Here is a 16431-nt window from a genome sequence, read left to right as displayed (position 1 = left end):
CGGATGCGGGCGCGTTTCTATCCCGATTTCGTCGGCAGCGGGGTGTTCGCGCCCATGTCCGARTCCCCGGCGGCGCCGACAGTGGCCGCCAATGGCCTTACAATGTAGGCCGTCCCCAATTCCAGCGCGGTTTCCATCATGTCCGGCAATACCCTCGGCCTGCTCTTCACAGTCACCACGTTCGGCGAATCGCACGGGCCCGCGATTGGCGCGGTGGTCGACGGCTGCCCGCCGGGCCTTGCCCTGACGGAAGCCGATATCCAGGGCGACCTGGACCGCCGCAAGCCCGGCACCTCGCGCCACGTGACGCAGCGCCAGGAGGCCGATCAGGTGGAAATCCTGTCCGGCGTGTTCGAGGGCAAGACCACGGGCACCCCGATCTGCCTGCTGATCCGCAACACCGACCAGCGCAGCAAGGACTACGGCAATATCGTCGAGACCTTCCGGCCCGGCCACGCCGACTACACCTACTGGCACAAGTACGGCATCCGCGACTATCGTGGCGGTGGCCGTTCGTCGGCGCGGCTGACTGCMCCCGTGGTGGCGGCCGCCGCCGTGGCCAAGAAATGGCTGCGCGARCAGTACGGCACCGAGATCCATGGCTACATGTCCCAGCTTGGTGAGSTGGAAGTGCCGTTCCAGGACTGGAAGCACGTGCCCGAGAACCCGTTCTTCTCGCCCAATGCGGACATCGTGCCGGAACTCGAAACCTATATGGATGCCCTGCGCCGCGACGGTGACTCGGTCGGCGCGCGTATCGAGGTGGTGGCCAGCGGCGTGCCGGTTGGTCTGGGCGAGCCGCTATTCGACAAGCTCGACGCGGACATCGCCCACGCGATGATGGGCATCAACGCGGTCAAGGGCGTCGAGATCGGCGCCGGCTTCGCCAGCGTGGCCCAGCGCGGGAGTGTTCATGGCGACGAACTGACCGGCGAGGGCTTCCGGTCGAACAATTCGGGCGGCATGCTCGGCGGCATCTCCACCGGGCAGGACATCACCGTGTCCCTGGCCATCAAGCCGACGTCGAGCATCCGCACGCCGCGCGAGTCGATCGACAAGGCCGGCCAACAGGCGACTGTGGAAACGTTTGGTCGTCATGATCCGTGCGTGGGCATCCGCGCCACGCCGATCGCCGAGGCGATGCTCGCGCTGGTGCTGATGGATCACGCGCTGCGCCACCGCGCCCAGTGCGGCGATGTGCGCGTGGAGACGCCGCGTATCGCGGCACACCTGCCGACCCCCGACAAGTCCTGACTTGGGCCGCGCCCCGGCTGACGCCGCCCCGGAGCGCGCCTTCGTGCCGGGTTCGATCGACCCGGCCACCTATTTCCGCTTTGGGCTGTTCTATCTCGGCTACTACGCCTATGTAGGCGTCATCTCGCCGTACGTCAGCCTGTTCTTCTCGGACCGTGGCTTCTCGCCGGTGCAGATCGGCGTGCTGATGGCGTGCTTCCAGTTGAGCCGCATCGTCGGCCCCTACCTCTGGGGCTGGCTGTCCGATGTCCTCCATACGCGCGTGCGCCTGCTGCGGCTGGCCGCTGTGTCAGCGCTCCTGGCCTTCCTGATGGTGCCCGGCGTGCACAGCTATGGCGGCATGATGGCGATGATGATCGGGCTCAACCTGATCACCAGCGCGATGTCGCCGCTGGGCGATGCGCTGACCATTTCCACGCTGCGCCGTCATGGCGCCTTCGACCACCGCTACGGCCGCGTGCGGATGTTCGGCTCGGTCGGGTTCATCGGCGCGGTGCTGGCTGGCGGCGCGTTGTTCGAGCACTTCGGCATGGTCGCTTTCCCGTGGCTCGCCAGCGCTACGCTGGCGCTGTTCGCCATTGTGGTCATGGGCATGCGCGACGCGCCCGACGAGGGCCCCCGTGTGCGACCGCCGCCCGCGCTGCCTCTGCTGCGGCGGCCGGATGTGGCGTGGTTCCTTGCCTCGGCCTTCCTGATGATGTTCGCGCACGCAGCGCTCTACGTCTTCTATTCGCTCTATCTGGAGCAGCTGGGCTACAGCAAGCTCGCCATCGGCGCGATGTGGACCATCGGCGTGGTCGCGGAGATCGTGTTCTTCTTCTACCAGGGCCGGCTGTTCGCGCGGCTGGCGCTGCGGACGATCCTGGCCGGCACCTTCGTGCTGGCGGCGATTCGCTTCGGCATGACCGGCTACTTCGGTCAGTATGTGTGGCTGATGGCCGTCGTGCAGGTGCTCCACGCCGCGACCTTCGCCGCGCACCACAGCGCCAGCCTCAAGCGGCTCCAGCACTGGTTCGCCGGCCCGCTGCAGGGGCGGGGGCAGGCGCTCTACACCGGCATATCGTATGGCGTGGGCGGCACATTGGGCGGATTGGCGATGGGCTGGACCTGGAAGACGCTGACGCCATCGCACACCTTCGGGCTGGCCGCAGCGGCGGCGTTGGCCGGGGCCTGCTGCGCCGCGCTGAGTTTTCGCGGCGAGCGGGCGCCAGCCTGAGCCGGCCCGCGTCCGCCCGAACTTTCAGGCCAGCAACTGCGTGACCCGCTCGGCAATCGCCATCGACGAGGTCAGCCCCGGTGATTCGATCCCGAACAGGTTCACCAGTCCCGGCACACCATGCGTGGCCGGGCCGTCGATGCGGAAATCGGCCGCCACCTCGGTCGGGCCGCTGATTTTCGGGCGAATGCCGGCGTAGCCCGGTTGCAGCGCGCCATCGGCCAGCCCGGGCCAGTAGCGGCGCACCTCGTCATAGAAACTGTCGGCATCGTGCGGCGGCACGCTGTATTCGATCTCGTCGATCCAGCGCACATTGGGGCCAAAGCGCGCCTGCCCGCCCAGATCCAGCGTCAGGTGCACGCCCAGCCCGGCCGCCTCCGGCACGGGATAGATCAGCCGCGAGAACGGCGCGCGTCCTGCCAGCGTGAAGTAGCAGCCCTTGGCGTAGTACTGCTGCGGGATGTGTTCGGCCGGGATGCCGTCGATGCGYCGCGCCAGGTCCGGCGCGGTCAGGCCGGCCGAATTGATCACGGTGCGTGCTAGCAGCGTGGTCGCGCCGTCCTCCGCTTCTACCTCCAGCCGGATACCTTCAGCCGTCACTGCGCCCGTGCGGACCGATGACTGCACGGCCAGCATCGCGCCGGCGTTCTCGGCATCGCCCAGCAGCGCGGTCATCAGGCCATGGCTGTCGATGATGCCGGTGGAGGGCGAGAGCAGCGCGGCATGGCATTCGAGCTGAGGCTCCAGCGCGCGCGCCGCGTCGCGGCTCAGCAGTTGCATGTCGTGCACGCCGTTGGCCTCGGCCTTGGCGCGGATGCCCTCGAGCGTGGCCACCTGCGCGGCGCTCGTCGCCACGATCAGCTTGCCGCAGCGCTGGTGCGGCACGTGGTGSGAGGCGCAGTAGTCGTACAGCATCGCCTTGCCGCGCACGCACAGTTYCGCCTTGAGCGAGCCTTTCGGATAGTAGATGCCGGCATGGATCACCTCGCTGTTGCGCGCGCTGGTGATGGTGCCGAACGCGTTTTCGGCCTCGAGGATGATGACTTCGCGGCCCTGCAGCGCCAGCGCGCGGGCCACGGCCAGCCCGACCACGCCAGCGCCGATCACGACGCAATCTACTTGTTCCATCTGGGGCTCTCCTTGGTGTCTTGTCTCGGAATGTCTTGGAAATCTTCGAATTTCAGGCCAAGCCCATGCGGGCGGCAGCGGCCGTCAGGTGCGCACGGGCCGCGGCGCGCGCGGCGGCCGGGTCGCCGGCGGCGATGGCTTCGACCAGCGCGGCATGCTCGGCATCGGCGGCACGCGGCGTGCCCTGGGTGGCGGTAAGCCTCGCGCTGTTCTCCCACGCATGCTGGCGCGCCACGAGCAACTGCTGGCTCACGAAATCGGTCAGGCCGGTGAAGCAGGGATTGTGCGTGGCGTGGGCGATGGCGTGATGGAAGGCGATGTCAGCCGCCGCTGCGCTCGGGAAATCGGTGGCATGGGCGGCCATCGCGGCCAGCGCGCCCCGGATGGCGGCGAGGTCGGCAGCGGTGCGGCGCATGGCCGCCATCTCGGCGCAGGCGGTCTCCACCACGCGGCGCAGCTCGAACAACTGCGCCAGTGTCGGACCCCCATCAGGCTGGCTCGCCACGCGCCAGACCTGGCCGCCCGGCGTTTCGGATACATAGGCGCCGGAGCCCTTGCGCGTGACGACTACGCCATCTGCCTTCAACAGCGCGATGGCCTCGCGGACGATGGGCCGGCTCACTTCGAAGTTATCGGCCAGCGCCGATTCGGCGGGCAGGCGCGCGCCAGCGGCGAAGCGGCCGGCGGCGATGTCATCGCGCAGCGTCTGGGCGAGGCGACTGGCAAGCGAGGCGGGGCGGGACAGGGGGTCCATTGGAATGGGGGGTGGGCGTAGAAGGTGTCAGGCTGTCTGACAGCTTTCATCGATCCGGCCGATTCTGGCGGGTCCGCCGCCCAGCGTCAAGCCGGGTTTGCGCGAGTTTTACACTTTCTGCCCCGGAGGAGGGGTCAAGCTTGGCGGCCGGCGGTCGATAGTGACTGATTACATCGTGGAGACTCAGGCCATGATCCAACTTTCTCCGCAAGACCTGCCCGTCGGCCAGCCATTGCCCTGGTCGCTACATGACGGCGAAGGCAACCTCGTGCTCGGCAGCGGCAGCGTCATTCCGGACGCGCGTGACCTTGCGCTCGTCTTCCGCCACGGCACGGTCTGCCGTCCCGACGACATGCCGGAAGCCGGCAACGAAGCCGATGGCACCGGCCTGGCACGGCTCGCCGCCGGCCCGCTCGGATTGCAGGTGGGCACGCTGCTGCATGTGAAGACGCCCGGCGACGCCTCGCGCGCCGCCGCCAGCCGCCTGATCGGCTTCATCGATCAGGGCCTGTTCGTGACCTGGCCGACGCTTGGCGGCCGGGATCTGGCCGTGCAGGCCGGCGAGACCGTGCTGCTGCGCGGCTTCTCGGGGCAGGCGATCCACAGTTTCACGTCAACGATCACGGCCGTGTGCCGCAGCCCGTTCCGCTACCTGGTGCTGTCCGCGCCGGCGCAGACCGAGCAGATGCCGGTGCGCAGCGCCGCGCGCGTGCCGACACGGCTGGCCGCGTATCTGGTGGAAAACGGCGTGGGGGAGGTGGRTGCGCCGTCGATGGAAGTCGCACCGGACTTGGTCGATACCGACGTGGATACCCATGTCGCCAGCGGCCTGGCGCGGCTTGGCCTGCTGTCCGATCTGAGCACGGGTGGAGCGCTGGTGCAGACCTCGCACCCGGCGCCGCCGGTGGGCCGCAAGGTGCGTTTGAGCTTCCAGCTGCGTACGGCGTCGCTCGACGCCGAAGTCATTGTCGATGGCTGGGTGCGCAGCGCGCCGTCCGCATCGGAGGATGACGAGTTTCCGGCATTTGGCGTCGCCTTCGACGCGCTGGGCGAACGCGAGCTGACCTTGCTCCAGTGCTTCATCTATGAGCAGTTGCTGACCAGCACCCGATTGCAGGTCTGACTGCCGATCGAGCATAAAAAAAGCCGGCCACTGGCCGGCTYTTTTCGCTCAGGCGCGCATTCGCTGCGCGCCCTGGCTTACATCCCCACGTAGTTCGGGCCGCCGGGGCCTTCCGGCGTGACCCACACGATGTTCTGCGTCGGGTCCTTGATGTCGCAGGTCTTGCAGTGCACGCAGTTCTGCGCGTTGATCTGCAGGCGCTCCTTGCCTTCATCGTTCTGCACGAACTCGTACACGCCAGCCGGGCAGTAGCGGCTTTCGGGGCCGGCGTACTTTTCCCAGTTGATGTCCACCGGCACGCTCGGGTCCTTGAGCGTCAGGTGGGCCGGCTGGTTTTCCTCGTGGTTCGTGTTGCTGATGAACACCGAGGACAGGCGGTCAAACGTGAGCTTGCCGTCCGGCTTCGGATACTCGATCTTCGGGCAGTCGGCGGCCGGCTTCAGGTAGACGTGGTCCGGCTTCTCGCGGTGGATGGTCCAGGGCGGGTTGCGGATGCCGAGCTTCGGCAGCAGCCATTGCTCGATGCCGGTCATCAGCGTGGCCGTGGTGCGGCCCTTCTTGAACCACTGCTTGAAGTTCTTGGCCTGCAGCAGTTCCTTGTGGAGCCAGCTGGCTTCGAACGCGGCCGGGTAGGCGGTCAGCTCGTCGTGCTGGCGGCCGGCCTGGAGTGCGTCGTAGGCGGCATCGGCGGCCATCATGCCGGTCTTGATCGCGGCGTGGCTGCCCTTGATGCGCGAGGCGTTCAGGTAGCCCGCGTCGCAACCGACCAGCGCGCCGCCCGGGAACACCGTCTTCGGCAGCGACAGCAGGCCGCCGGCCGTGATGGCGCGCGCGCCGTAGCCGATGCGCTTGCCGCCTTCGAAATATTTGCGGATCTCCGGGTGCGTCTTGAAGCGCTGGAATTCCTCGAACGGCGACAGCCACGGGTTGGTGTAGTCGAGACCGACCACGAAGCCCACGGCCACCTTGTTGTCCTCCATGTGATAGAGGAAGGAGCCGCCGTAGGTGGCGGGGTCGAGCGGCCAGCCGGCCGTGTGGATCACCAGGCCCGGCTGGTGCTTGGCCGGATCGATTTCCCAGAGTTCCTTCAGGCCGATACCGTAGCTCTGCGGATCCTTGCCCGCATCGAGCTGGTACTTGGCGATCAGCTGCTTGCCGAGGTGGCCGCGCGCGCCTTCGGCGAAGATCGTGTACTTGGCGTGCAGCTCCATGCCGAGCTGGAAGTTCTCGGTCGGCTCGCCTTCCTTGTTGATGCCGAGGTTGCCGGTGGCCACGCCCTTGACCGAGCCGTCATCGTTATAGAGGACTTCGGCGGCCGGGAAGCCCGGGAAGATCTCCACGCCCAGCGACTCGGCCTGCTGGCCGAGCCAGCGCACGAAGTTCGACAGGCTGACGATGTAGTTGCCTTCGTTATGGAAGCACTCGGGCAGCAGCGGAGCGCCCTTGGAGCCRGTGTCGTTGAGGAACAGGAACTTGTCCTCGGTGACGGGCTGGTTCAGCGGTGCGCCCAGTTCCTTCCAGTTCGGGAACAGCTCGTTGAGCGCGCGCGGGTCCATGATGGCGCCCGAGAGAATGTGCGCGCCCGGCTCGGAGCCTTTCTCCAGCACGCATACGTTGACGTCGCCGCCTTTTTCCGCCGCCAGCTGCTTCAGGCGGATGGCTGTGGCCAGACCGCCAGGACCGCCGCCGACGATGACGACGTCGTACTCCATGGCTTCGCGTGGGCCGAATTGCTCCAGGAGCTGTTGCTGATCCATTGTCTCTAACCCTCTGTTTCTTCTGGGCGGCAATACTGCCGCGAGCTTGCAGCCCGTGGTCCGGCGATGCGGCGGGGGAGCTGCGGTTGTGGAGATCTGTGAGGGCCCCGGTGAGGATCTAGGCGTTTTTCCTCTTTCCCTTTAGGGGCCAAGTTCTTAGAATCTCCGGCATTGTCCGGGACTCGACACCCTCAGGCAAGATATTTTTTGGAACGACCGTTCTTTTTTTTGGTATGCTGCCTTTCGCCCAGCAGATGGGGGCTGGCGGCACGCATCGGGCCCCGGCCGGATGCCTCCACACCGAGGTAATTATGGGTTTGTCGATCAATCTGGAAGGCAAGGTCGCGCTGGTGACCGGTGCCTCGAGCGGGCTGGGCACGCGCTTCGCCAATGTTCTGGCCTCCGCTGGCGCCAAGGTGGTACTGGCCTCGCGCCGTACCGAGCGACTCAAGGAGTTGCGTGCCTCGATCGAGGCCGATGGTGGCAGTGCCCACGTGGTGCGGCTCGACGTGACCGACCCGGACAGCATCCGCGCCGCTGTGGCGCATGCCGAGACCGAGGCGGGCGCCATCGATATCCTCGTCAACAATTCGGGCGTCTCCACCACGCAGAAGCTCACCGACGTGACGGCCGAGGACTTCGATTTCGTCTTCGACACCAACACGCGCGGCGCGTTCTTCGTGGCCCAGGAAGTGGCCAAGCGCATGATCGCGCGGGCCAAGGGCGCCGAGAAACAGGGCAATCCGCTGCCGCAGGCGCGCATCGTCAATATCGCGTCGGTGGCTGGGCTGAAGGTGCTGTCGCAGATCGGCGTGTACTGCATGAGCAAGGCCGCCGTGGTCCATATGACCAAGGCGATGGCGCTGGAATGGGCGCGCCATGGCATCAACACCAATGCGATCTGCCCCGGCTACATCGACACCGCCATCAACCATCATCACTGGGAAAGCGATGCGGGCCAGAAGCTGATCCAGATGCTGCCGCGCAAGCGGCTGGGCCAGCCCGAGGACCTCGACGGCCTGCTGTTGCTGCTGGCGTCCGATGCCTCGCGCTTCATCAACGGGGCGGTGGTCACGGCGGACGACGGCATGGTCTGAGCAGGATCTGAAGCAAGCCGTCAACGACAGGAATTGCCGAATACCGCACAATCCTGATGCCGGCCCCGCAACGCGCCACAAGCGCGGCGGGGCGGGCGCGTGGCCGAGCAGGGCTTATCCGGTCCCCTGCGCGTCTAAAGTTGTGCCGCGAGAGGCCAGAGTTGGCATAATCGCCGCTGGTTTCGAATGAAGTCCTTACATAAATAATCAGAAATATGCCGTAGTGGCCGCAATGGCCCGAGCGGCCCGGACCGGAGGCCGGGGGAGATGGTGCAAGACAATGAGGCACGGCGCGACGCCGTGCCGCAACACGTCGTGGATTCGGTGATCATTCCCGAAGCCGCCGACGAAGCCCGCGACACTGAATTCCGCATTTCGCCGCGCATCGAGGACTGGATTGGCGTGATCGTCATGGTGCTGCTGGTGGCCATCACGTTCGCCAACGTGGTGGTCCGCTACTTCACCGACGAATCCTTCGCCTGGACCGAGGAGTTCTCGGTCTTCCTGATGATCGTGCTGGCGCTGGTGGCCGGCAGCGCCGCCGTGGCGCGCGACCGCAATATCCGCATCGAGTTCTTCTTCGAACGGGGCAGCGCTGCGCGGCAGAAGCGGCTGGCCATCGTCTCCGCGCTGGGCGTGGCGGTGATGTTCCTGGCGCTGGCGGTGCTCGGCGTGCGGATTACCTGGGACGAATACGCGTTCGGCGAGACCTCGCCCGGCATTGGCGTGCCGAGCTGGTGGTACTCGATCTGGCTCCCGCTGTTTTCCGTGGCGATCGTGCTGCGCGCGCTGGCGCTGGCCTGGCGCAATGTCCGTGCGCTGCGGGCGCTGAGCGAGCAGGGCGGGGAGGGCGTGCAATGACGCTCGTCGCCATTACCCTGTTCGTGGTCTTTATCGGCCTGATGCTGCTGGGCGTGCCGATCGGCGTGTCGTTGGGGCTGGGCGGGTTGGTTGCCATCGGCCTGTCCAACCTCGATACGCAGATGTTCGGCCTGCTGGCCGTGCCGCAGAACTTCTACGCCGGCCTGGCCAAATATCCGCTGCTGGCGATTCCGATGTTCGTGCTGGTGGGGTCGATCTTCGACCGCTCCGGCGTGGCGGCGCGGCTGGTCACCTTCGCGATTGCGGTCGTGGGACGTGGCCCGGGCATGCTGCCGCTGGTGGCGATTCTCGTGGCGATGTTCCTCGGCGGCATCTCGGGCTCCGGTCCSGCCAACGCGGCGGCCGTGGGTGGCGTGATGATCGCGGCGATGTCGCGCGCGGGCTATCCGCCGGCGTACAGCGCGTCCGTGGTGGGCGCGGCGGCGGCTACCGACATCCTGATCCCGCCATCCGTCGCCTTCATTATCTATAGCGTGCTGGTGCCGGGCGCCTCGGTGCCGGCGCTGTTCGCGGCGGGCCTGATCCCCGGCGTGCTGGCTGGCGTGGCGCTGATCGTGCCGGCCGTGTGGCTGGCGCGCAAGCACAATATGGGGCAGATCGAGGCCGCGCTGCCGCGTCCGCCGTTCTGGAAGAGCCTGCGCGAGGCGGCGTGGGGCCTGGTAGCGCCGTTCCTGATCCTCGGCGGCATGCGTGCCGGCTGGTTCACCCCGACCGAGGCCGCCGTGGTGGCCGTGGTCTACGGGCTGTTCGTCGGCATGGTGATCTACCGCAGCATCGGCCTGCGCGACCTGTTCGTGATCTTCCAGGAAGCGGCCGAGACCTCGGCGGTGATCCTGCTCGTGGTGGCGCTGGCCGGCATCTTCGCCTACGCGCTGTCCACGCTCGGCGTGATCGACCCGCTGGCCCATGCCATCGCCAATTCCGGTTTGGGCGAATACGGCGTGCTGGCGCTGATCGTGCTGCTGCTGATGACGGTGGGCATGTTCCTGGATGGCATCTCGATTTTCCTGATCTTCGTGCCGCTGCTGCTGCCGATCTCGAATGCCTTCCACTGGAACCCGGTGTGGTTCGGGGTGGTGCTGACGCTCAAGGTGGCGCTGGGCCAGTTCACCCCGCCGCTGGCCGTGAACCTGATGGTGTCGTGCCGGATCGCCCGCGTGCGCATGGAGGAAACCGTGCCCTGGGTGATCTGGATGCTGCTGGCCATGTTCATCGCCATGCTGATGGTGCTGGCCTATCCGCCGCTGGCCACGTGGCTGCCCGACTACCTGGGCTATTGATCGAAATCAAACTAGAAACTGACGAGGAGATTCCCGCATGAAACGCCGTGCCCTGATGTTGTCCGTAGCCGCCACGATTGCCGCCGCCGCCCTGGCGCCGGCCGGTGCAATGGCCCAGAGCTACAAGTCCGAGTACAAGATGTCGYTGGTGCTGGGCCCCGCGTTCCCGTGGGGCAAGGGCGGCGAGATCTGGGCTGACCTGGTGCGCCAGCGCACCAGCGGTCGCATCAATATCAAGCTGTATCCGGGCACGTCGCTGGTGGCCGGCGACCAGACGCGCGAGTTCTCCGCCATCCGCCAGGGCGTGATCGACATGGCCGTGGGCTCCACGATCAATTGGTCGCCGCAGGTGAAGGAGCTGAACCTGTTCTCGCTGCCGTTCCTGATGCCCGACTACAAGGCGCTGGACGCGCTGACGCAGGGCGAAGTCGGCAAGTCGATGTTCGCCACGCTGGAAAAGGCCGGCGTGGTGCCGCTGGCCTGGGGCGAGAACGGCTTCCGCGAGGTGTCCAACTCGAAGCGCGAAATCCGCAAGCCGGAAGACCTCAAGGGCCTAAAGCTGCGCGTGGTGGGCTCGCCGCTGTACATCGAGACCTTCAACGCGCTGGGCGCCAACCCCACGCAGATGAGCTGGGCCGATGCGCAGCCGGCGATGGCCTCGGGCGCAGTGGACGGCCAGGAGAACCCACAGAGCGTGTTCGCCGCCGCCAAGCTGTACACGGTGGGCCAGAAGTACGTGACCACCTGGGGCTACGTGGCCGATCCGCTGATCTTCGTGGTCAACAAGCAGATCTGGGAATCGTGGACCCCGGCTGACCGCGAAATCGTGAAGCAGGCCGCCATCGACGCCGGCAAGCAGGAAATCGCGCTGGCCCGCAAGGGCCTGGTGGAATCCGGCGCGCCGGCGTGGAAGGAGATGGAGCAGCACGGCGTGAAGGTGACGCAGCTGAGCCCGGCCGAGCACGACGCGTTCCGCAAGGCCACGGTCAAGGTCTACGACAAGTGGAAGAAGCAGATTGGCTCGGACCTCGTCGCCAAGGCGGAAACGGCGATTTCCAAGCGATAAACGATAGCGTCCGGGATTTGCGATGAAACACGTCTTCACCTACGTCATGCCCATCCGCTGGGGCGACATGGACGCCATGGGCCATGTCAACAACACGGTCTACTTCCAGTACCTGGAGCAGGCGCGGATCGAATGGTTCCGGTCGATTGGCCGGAACGGCAAGGATGAGAACGGCCAGGGGCCGGTCATCATCAACGCGCACATGACGTTTTTGAAGCAGTTGCGATTCCCGGGCGACATCGAGCTGCGCGTCTATGCGGGCCAGGTTGGCCGCACGAGCTTCGAGACGCGTATCGAGATCCGCCGCACGGACCTGCCCGACGTGATCTGGGCCGAGGGCGGCGCCAAGGTGGTGTGGAGCGATTACGCGGCGGAGAAGTCCGTGCCGGTGCCCGAGGCCATCCGGGCGCTGATCGCCTGATCCGGCGGGGGKGCAACGCCCCYYAGTGRTTCACCAGCCGCTGYACCAGGTCCACCGCYGTGTGSGCGCCGTAYTTCTTCATCAGCCGKGCRCGGTAGATGTCCACCGTGCGCGGGCTGATCGACAGCAGCTTGCCGATTTCCTTGCTGGTCTTGCCGTCCACCAGCTGCGCGGCGATGTCCCGCTCGCGCGCGGTCAGATCGGCCGTGACCGGCCGCTTCTGCGACAAATCCTCGAAGGTCCAGATCCCCGCCCCCAGCGGCTCGTGCCGATCCAGCGCGCGGCCGGTGACATGGCACCAGAACAGTTCCCCGTCGGCCCGCTTCATGATCCGTTCGTCCGAATACATGCCCTTGGTGTTCATGATCGGCACGATGCGGGCGCCGGTGCGCTCGAACTCGTCGGCGGTGGGGTAGAGCACCTGGAAGGACTCGCCCACCAGCGCGTCGCGCGTGGTGTGGAAGATCCGGCAGACCTCGTCGTTACAGTCCTCGATCACGCGCGCGCGGGACAGCACCAGCCCCACCGGGGCGAGCTGGAAAGCGGTCTGGTAGTCGATGGGGGGCATTGTCCCTTATGTACTTTTACGTAATGGCGCTGCCGGCACCCGTTGACGTATGCTTGCGGTCGGCAGCGGACGCCAGCCAGTCACCCGGCTGACAGCCGATTGTACCGTTACAATTTCCCGGCGTGGCGCATGGCGCCCGTGGGACCAAAATGCCGAGGGACCGCCCCCATCCGGGGAGAATCCCCGCCGGACTACCGAGGAAGGAGCAAACATGAACAAGGTCTACGCCAGTGCCGCGGAGGCGCTCGCGGGCGTCGTGCGCGACGGCCAGACGATCGCCGTGGGCGGTTTCGGCCTGTGCGGCATCCCCGAGGCGCTGATCGGCGCCCTGCGCGACAGCGGCGCCAAGCAACTCACTTGCATCTCGAACAACGCCGGCGTGGACGGCTTCGGCCTGGGCCTGCTGCTGGCCACGCGCCAGATCAGCAAGATGATCTCGTCGTACGTGGGCGAGAACAAGGAGTTCGAGCGCCAGTACCTGGCCGGCGAACTCGAGCTGGAATTCACGCCGCAGGGCACCCTGGCCGAGAAGCTGCGCGCCGGCGGCGCCGGCATCCCCGCCTTCTTCACCAAGACCGGCGTGGGCACCATCGTGGCCGACGGCAAGGAAATCCGCGAATTCGACGGCCAGCAGTACGTCATGGAGCGTTCGCTGACCGCCGACGTGGCTCTGGTCAAGGCCTACAAGGCCGACAAGGCCGGCAACCTGGTCTTCCGCCGCACCGCGCGCAACTTCAACCCGATGTGCGCGATGGCCGGCAAGATCACCGTGGCCGAGGTCGAGGAAATCGTCGAAGTGGGCGAGATCGATCCGGACGACGTGCACCTCGCGGGCATCTTCGTGCARCGCCTGGTGCTGAACGCCACCCCCGARAAACGCATCGAACAGCGCACCGTGCGTGCCAAGTAAGGAGAGACATCATGGCATGGACACGTGACGAAATGGCCGCGCGCGCGGCCCGCGAACTCCAGGACGGGTTCTACGTGAACCTCGGCATCGGCCTGCCGACGCTGGTGGCCAACCACGTGCCGGAAGGCATGGAGGTCTGGCTCCAGTCCGAGAACGGCCTGCTCGGTATCGGCCCGTTCCCGACCGAGGACGAAGTGGACGCCGACATGATCAACGCCGGCAAGCAGACCGTGACGACGCTGGCGGGCTCGTCGATCTTCTCGTCGGCGGACTCGTTCGCGATGATCCGCGGCGGCCACATCAACCTGGCCATCCTCGGCGCGATGCAGGTCAGCCAGCACGGCGACCTGGCCAACTGGATGATCCCGGGCAAGATGGTCAAGGGCATGGGTGGCGCGATGGACCTCGTGGCCGGCGTCGGCCGCGTGGTGGTCCTGATGGAACACACCGCCAAGAAGAAGGACGGCACCGAGGACATCAAGATCATGGCCGACTGCAACCTGCCGCTGACCGGCGTGGGCGTGGTCAACCGCATCATCACCGACCTCGGCGTGATCGACGTGACCTCCGATGGCCTGAAGCTCGTGGAAACGGCGCCCGGCGTCAGCCGCGAGGAAATCCAGGCGAAGACGGGCGCGACGCTGCTGTAAGCGAATCACTTGCCGCAAAAACAAAAACCCCCGCCAGCGCAAGCCGGCGGGGGTTTTTGTGTCTTGGGGCGGGGGCCGGGTCGGCCTTACTGCGCCACCCAGCCGCCATCCATGTTCCAGATCGCGCCGCGCACCTGGCGGGCGGCCTCGCTGGAGAGGAACACGGCCAGCGCGCCCAGTTCCTCCGGCGTTACGAACTGGCCGGACGGCTGCTTTTCGATCACCAGTTCGCGCTTGGCCTGCTCGATCGGAATGCCCTCGCGCTCCGCGCGCGCTTCCACCTGTTTCTGGACCAGCGGCGTCAGCACCCAGCCCGGGCAGATCGCGTTGGCCGTCACGCCGGTCTGCGCGGTTTCCAGCGCTGTAACCTTGGTGAAACCGACGATGCCGTGCTTGGCGGCCACATAGGCGGACTTTTCCGCCGACGCCACCAGCCCGTGCGTGGAAGCCACGTTGATGATCCGCCCCCAGTTCTTGGCCTTCATCGACGGCAGCGCGAGCCGCGTCGTGTGGAAGGCCGAGGTCAGGTTGATGGCGATGATTGCGTCCCACTTGTCCGTCGGAAATTCTTCAATTTTCGCGACAAACTGGATGCCCGCGTTGTTGACGAGGATGTCCACGCCGCCGAAGTCGCGCTCGGCGTAGCGCATCATGTCCTCGATCTCGGCCGCCTTGCTCATGTCCGCGCCGTGGTAGCCCACCTGGATGCCGCTGCCCGCGCGCGCGATCTCCGCCTTTGCGCCGTCCGCGTCACCAAAACCGTTGGCGATGATGTTGGCGCCCTGCGCCGCCAGTGCCTGCGCGATGCCGAGTCCGATCCCACTGGTCGAGCCAGTCACCAGTGCCGTCTTGCCTTTGAGCATGTAAGCCTCCGTCGGGAGTAGGGGGGTGATGTGCTGTGGCATTGTACTCGCAGGGCGTACAATCCTGCTTTGCCCAAACGCCCGGAATCTTCCGGAGCGGGGTCGTAATTTGCTGAGAATTGCGGCCAGCATTTGCCCCCGAAACGTAGTCCCCACTCTCGCAGGGAGTTCAGATGTCTTCCAGCCCGCGCCTCGGCTTCGTTCAGTGCATCAGTCCCGCCGGCCTGCATCGCATGGCCTATCACGAGTGGGGCGACCCGGCCAATCCGCGCGTGCTGATGTGCGTGCATGGACTGACCCGCACCGGGCGCGACTTCGATACCGTGGCGCGCGCGCTGTCTGGCGACTATCGCGTGATCTGCCCCGATGTGGCGGGACGCGGGCGCTCCGAATGGCTGGCCGATCCGCGCCGCTACATCGTGCCGCAATATGTCTCGGACATGGTCACGCTGATCGCCCGGCTCAACGTGGAGCAGGTGGACTGGTTCGGCACGTCGATGGGCGGGCTGATCGGCATGGGGCTGGCGAGCCTGCCCAAGTCGCCGATCCGCAAGCTGCTGCTCAATGACGTCGGYCCCCGGCTGGCCCCGCAGGCGGTGGAGCGCATCGGCGCCTACCTCGGGCTGCCGGTGCGGTTCAAGACCTTCGAGGAAGGGCTGGCTTATCTCCAGACCATCAGCGCCTCGTTCGGCCGCCACACGCCCGAGCAGTGGCGCGAGCTGAACGGCGCGATCCTGAAGCCGGTGCAGGCCGCAGAGGGCATGGAATGGGGTTTGCATTACGATCCCGCGCTGGCGGTGCCGTTCAAGGAGACCACGCCGGAGATGGTGCTGGCCGGCGAGGCCGCGCTCTGGATGATGTTCGAGGCCATCCAGGGCCCGACGCTGGTGGTGCGCGGCGCGCAGTCCGACCTCCTGCTGCGCGAGACCATGGCCGAGATGCAGGCACGTGGCAAACAGGTTTCCACGGTGGAAGTCCCCGATGTGGGGCATGCGCCGACATTTATCGATCCGGCCCAGGTAGCCATCGCCCGGGACTTCTTCCTGGGCACGTGAGGCCGAGCCGGATCCTATCCCGAACTTAATGGAATTGCGATGAGTACCAATGCCCTGAAGCGCGCCCATGTGGGCGCGCGCCTCTCCGAGTACGCGGTCTACAACGGCGTGGTCTATCTGGCTGGCCAGGTGCCGGAAGTGGACCCCAAGGCGGACCTGCGCGGCCAGACGCGCGAGGTGCTGGGCCATATCGACCGCCTGCTGGCCGAGGCCGGCAGCGACAAGACGCGCATCCTGTCGTGCCAGATCTTCCTGACCGACGTGACCCGCATCGGCGAGATGAACGAGGTCTGGGACGCCTGGGTGCCGCAGGGCAACACGCCGCCCCGCGCCACCGTCGAGGCGAAGCTGGGCAACCCCGACTACCTGATCGAAGTGGTGGTGACGGCCGCCCTGAATTGATGGTG

General features: G+C 66.5%; 16 protein-coding genes and 1 pseudogene. 12 read left to right on the top strand and 5 right to left on the bottom strand.

The window, feature by feature from the left end:
- Positions 1–138: 138 nt before the first annotated feature.
- Positions 139–1254, top strand: a complete 1116-nt coding sequence (gene aroC / locus AB4Z27_RS10825) for a chorismate synthase (protein ID WP_441644447.1) — start codon at positions 139–141, stop codon at positions 1252–1254.
- A gap of 1 nt (position 1255) precedes the next feature.
- The gene (locus tag AB4Z27_RS10820; RefSeq protein WP_255370745.1) at positions 1256–2470 is read left to right on the top strand and encodes an MFS transporter; all 1215 of its coding nucleotides are present in this window, start codon (positions 1256–1258) and stop codon (positions 2468–2470) included.
- 24 nt (positions 2471–2494) lie between these two features.
- On the opposite strand, the gene AB4Z27_RS10815 is transcribed toward AB4Z27_RS10820, so the two are convergent.
- Both AB4Z27_RS10815 and AB4Z27_RS10810 read right to left on the bottom strand, forming a co-directional pair.
- Positions 2495–3598, bottom strand: a complete 1104-nt coding sequence (locus AB4Z27_RS10815; RefSeq protein ID WP_441644446.1) for an NAD(P)/FAD-dependent oxidoreductase — start codon at positions 3596–3598, stop codon at positions 2495–2497.
- Positions 3599–3650: 52 nt separating this feature from the next.
- Entirely contained in the window at positions 3651–4352 is a 702-nt protein-coding gene (locus AB4Z27_RS10810) for a FadR/GntR family transcriptional regulator (protein WP_092292770.1), read from the bottom strand.
- A gap of 190 nt (positions 4353–4542) precedes the next feature.
- Between AB4Z27_RS10810 and AB4Z27_RS10805 the strand changes: the two genes are divergently transcribed.
- The gene (locus AB4Z27_RS10805; protein WP_441644445.1) at positions 4543–5475 is read left to right on the top strand and encodes a flagellar brake protein; all 933 of its coding nucleotides are present in this window, start codon (positions 4543–4545) and stop codon (positions 5473–5475) included.
- A 77-nt stretch (positions 5476–5552) separates the two neighbouring features.
- Here AB4Z27_RS10805 and AB4Z27_RS10800 read toward each other — a convergent pair whose 3' ends face one another.
- Positions 5553–7232, bottom strand: a complete 1680-nt coding sequence (locus tag AB4Z27_RS10800; RefSeq protein WP_092292774.1) for an electron transfer flavoprotein-ubiquinone oxidoreductase — start codon at positions 7230–7232, stop codon at positions 5553–5555.
- A gap of 311 nt (positions 7233–7543) precedes the next feature.
- On the opposite strand from AB4Z27_RS10800, the gene AB4Z27_RS10795 reads away from it, so the two are divergent.
- The 5 genes from AB4Z27_RS10795 to AB4Z27_RS10775 all read left to right on the top strand — a co-directional run bounded on the left by AB4Z27_RS10795 (position 7544) and on the right by AB4Z27_RS10775 (position 11978).
- Positions 7544–8329 (top strand): SDR family oxidoreductase, encoded by a 786-nt coding sequence (locus AB4Z27_RS10795; RefSeq protein ID WP_092293307.1) that lies wholly within the window; start codon positions 7544–7546, stop codon positions 8327–8329.
- Positions 8330–8596: 267 nt separating this feature from the next.
- Positions 8597–9190: a TRAP transporter small permease gene (locus tag AB4Z27_RS10790; RefSeq protein WP_092292776.1), complete on the top strand. Its 594-nt coding sequence runs from the start codon at positions 8597–8599 to the stop codon at positions 9188–9190.
- Complete coding sequence (locus AB4Z27_RS10785) at positions 9187–10491, top strand: TRAP transporter large permease (RefSeq protein ID WP_092292778.1); 1305 nt, start codon at positions 9187–9189, stop codon at positions 10489–10491. The genes AB4Z27_RS10790 and AB4Z27_RS10785 overlap by 4 nt, the downstream gene beginning before the upstream one ends.
- A 37-nt stretch (positions 10492–10528) precedes the next feature.
- Entirely contained in the window at positions 10529–11557 is a 1029-nt protein-coding gene (locus tag AB4Z27_RS10780; protein ID WP_092292780.1) for a DctP family TRAP transporter solute-binding subunit, read from the top strand.
- Positions 11558–11579: 22 nt separating this feature from the next.
- The gene (locus AB4Z27_RS10775; RefSeq protein WP_441592147.1) at positions 11580–11978 is read left to right on the top strand and encodes an acyl-CoA thioesterase; all 399 of its coding nucleotides are present in this window, start codon (positions 11580–11582) and stop codon (positions 11976–11978) included.
- A gap of 25 nt (positions 11979–12003) precedes the next feature.
- Here AB4Z27_RS10775 and AB4Z27_RS10770 read toward each other — a convergent pair.
- A pseudogene (locus AB4Z27_RS10770) lies at positions 12004–12546 on the bottom strand (LuxR C-terminal-related transcriptional regulator); the annotation flags it as partial.
- Between the two features lie 211 nt (positions 12547–12757).
- Here AB4Z27_RS10770 and AB4Z27_RS10765 point away from each other — a divergent pair.
- Positions 12758–13456: a CoA transferase subunit A gene (locus AB4Z27_RS10765; protein WP_092292785.1), complete on the top strand. Its 699-nt coding sequence runs from the start codon at positions 12758–12760 to the stop codon at positions 13454–13456.
- 11 nt (positions 13457–13467) lie between these two features.
- Positions 13468–14106, top strand: a complete 639-nt coding sequence (locus tag AB4Z27_RS10760) for a CoA transferase subunit B (protein ID WP_092292787.1) — start codon at positions 13468–13470, stop codon at positions 14104–14106.
- An 86-nt stretch (positions 14107–14192) separates the two neighbouring features.
- Here AB4Z27_RS10760 and AB4Z27_RS10755 read toward each other — a convergent pair whose 3' ends face one another.
- Positions 14193–14969: a 3-hydroxybutyrate dehydrogenase gene (locus AB4Z27_RS10755; protein WP_092292789.1), complete on the bottom strand. Its 777-nt coding sequence runs from the start codon at positions 14967–14969 to the stop codon at positions 14193–14195.
- Positions 14970–15142: 173 nt separating this feature from the next.
- Between AB4Z27_RS10755 and AB4Z27_RS10750 the strand changes: the two genes are divergently transcribed.
- Together AB4Z27_RS10750 and AB4Z27_RS10745 are read left to right on the top strand one after the other, a co-directional pair.
- Positions 15143–16024: an alpha/beta fold hydrolase gene (locus AB4Z27_RS10750; protein WP_092292791.1), complete on the top strand. Its 882-nt coding sequence runs from the start codon at positions 15143–15145 to the stop codon at positions 16022–16024.
- A gap of 39 nt (positions 16025–16063) precedes the next feature.
- Positions 16064–16426: a RidA family protein gene (locus AB4Z27_RS10745; protein WP_092292793.1), complete on the top strand. Its 363-nt coding sequence runs from the start codon at positions 16064–16066 to the stop codon at positions 16424–16426.
- Positions 16427–16431: the final 5 nt, after the last annotated feature.

Origin of the sequence: Cupriavidus sp. KB_39, assembly GCF_052114485.1 — a bacterium.
In the GTDB taxonomy this organism is placed as follows: Bacteria; Pseudomonadota; Gammaproteobacteria; order Burkholderiales; family Burkholderiaceae; genus Cupriavidus.
The sequence above is the reverse complement of the archived record's forward strand: the minus strand, read 5'-3'. Positions and strand labels throughout refer to the sequence as shown.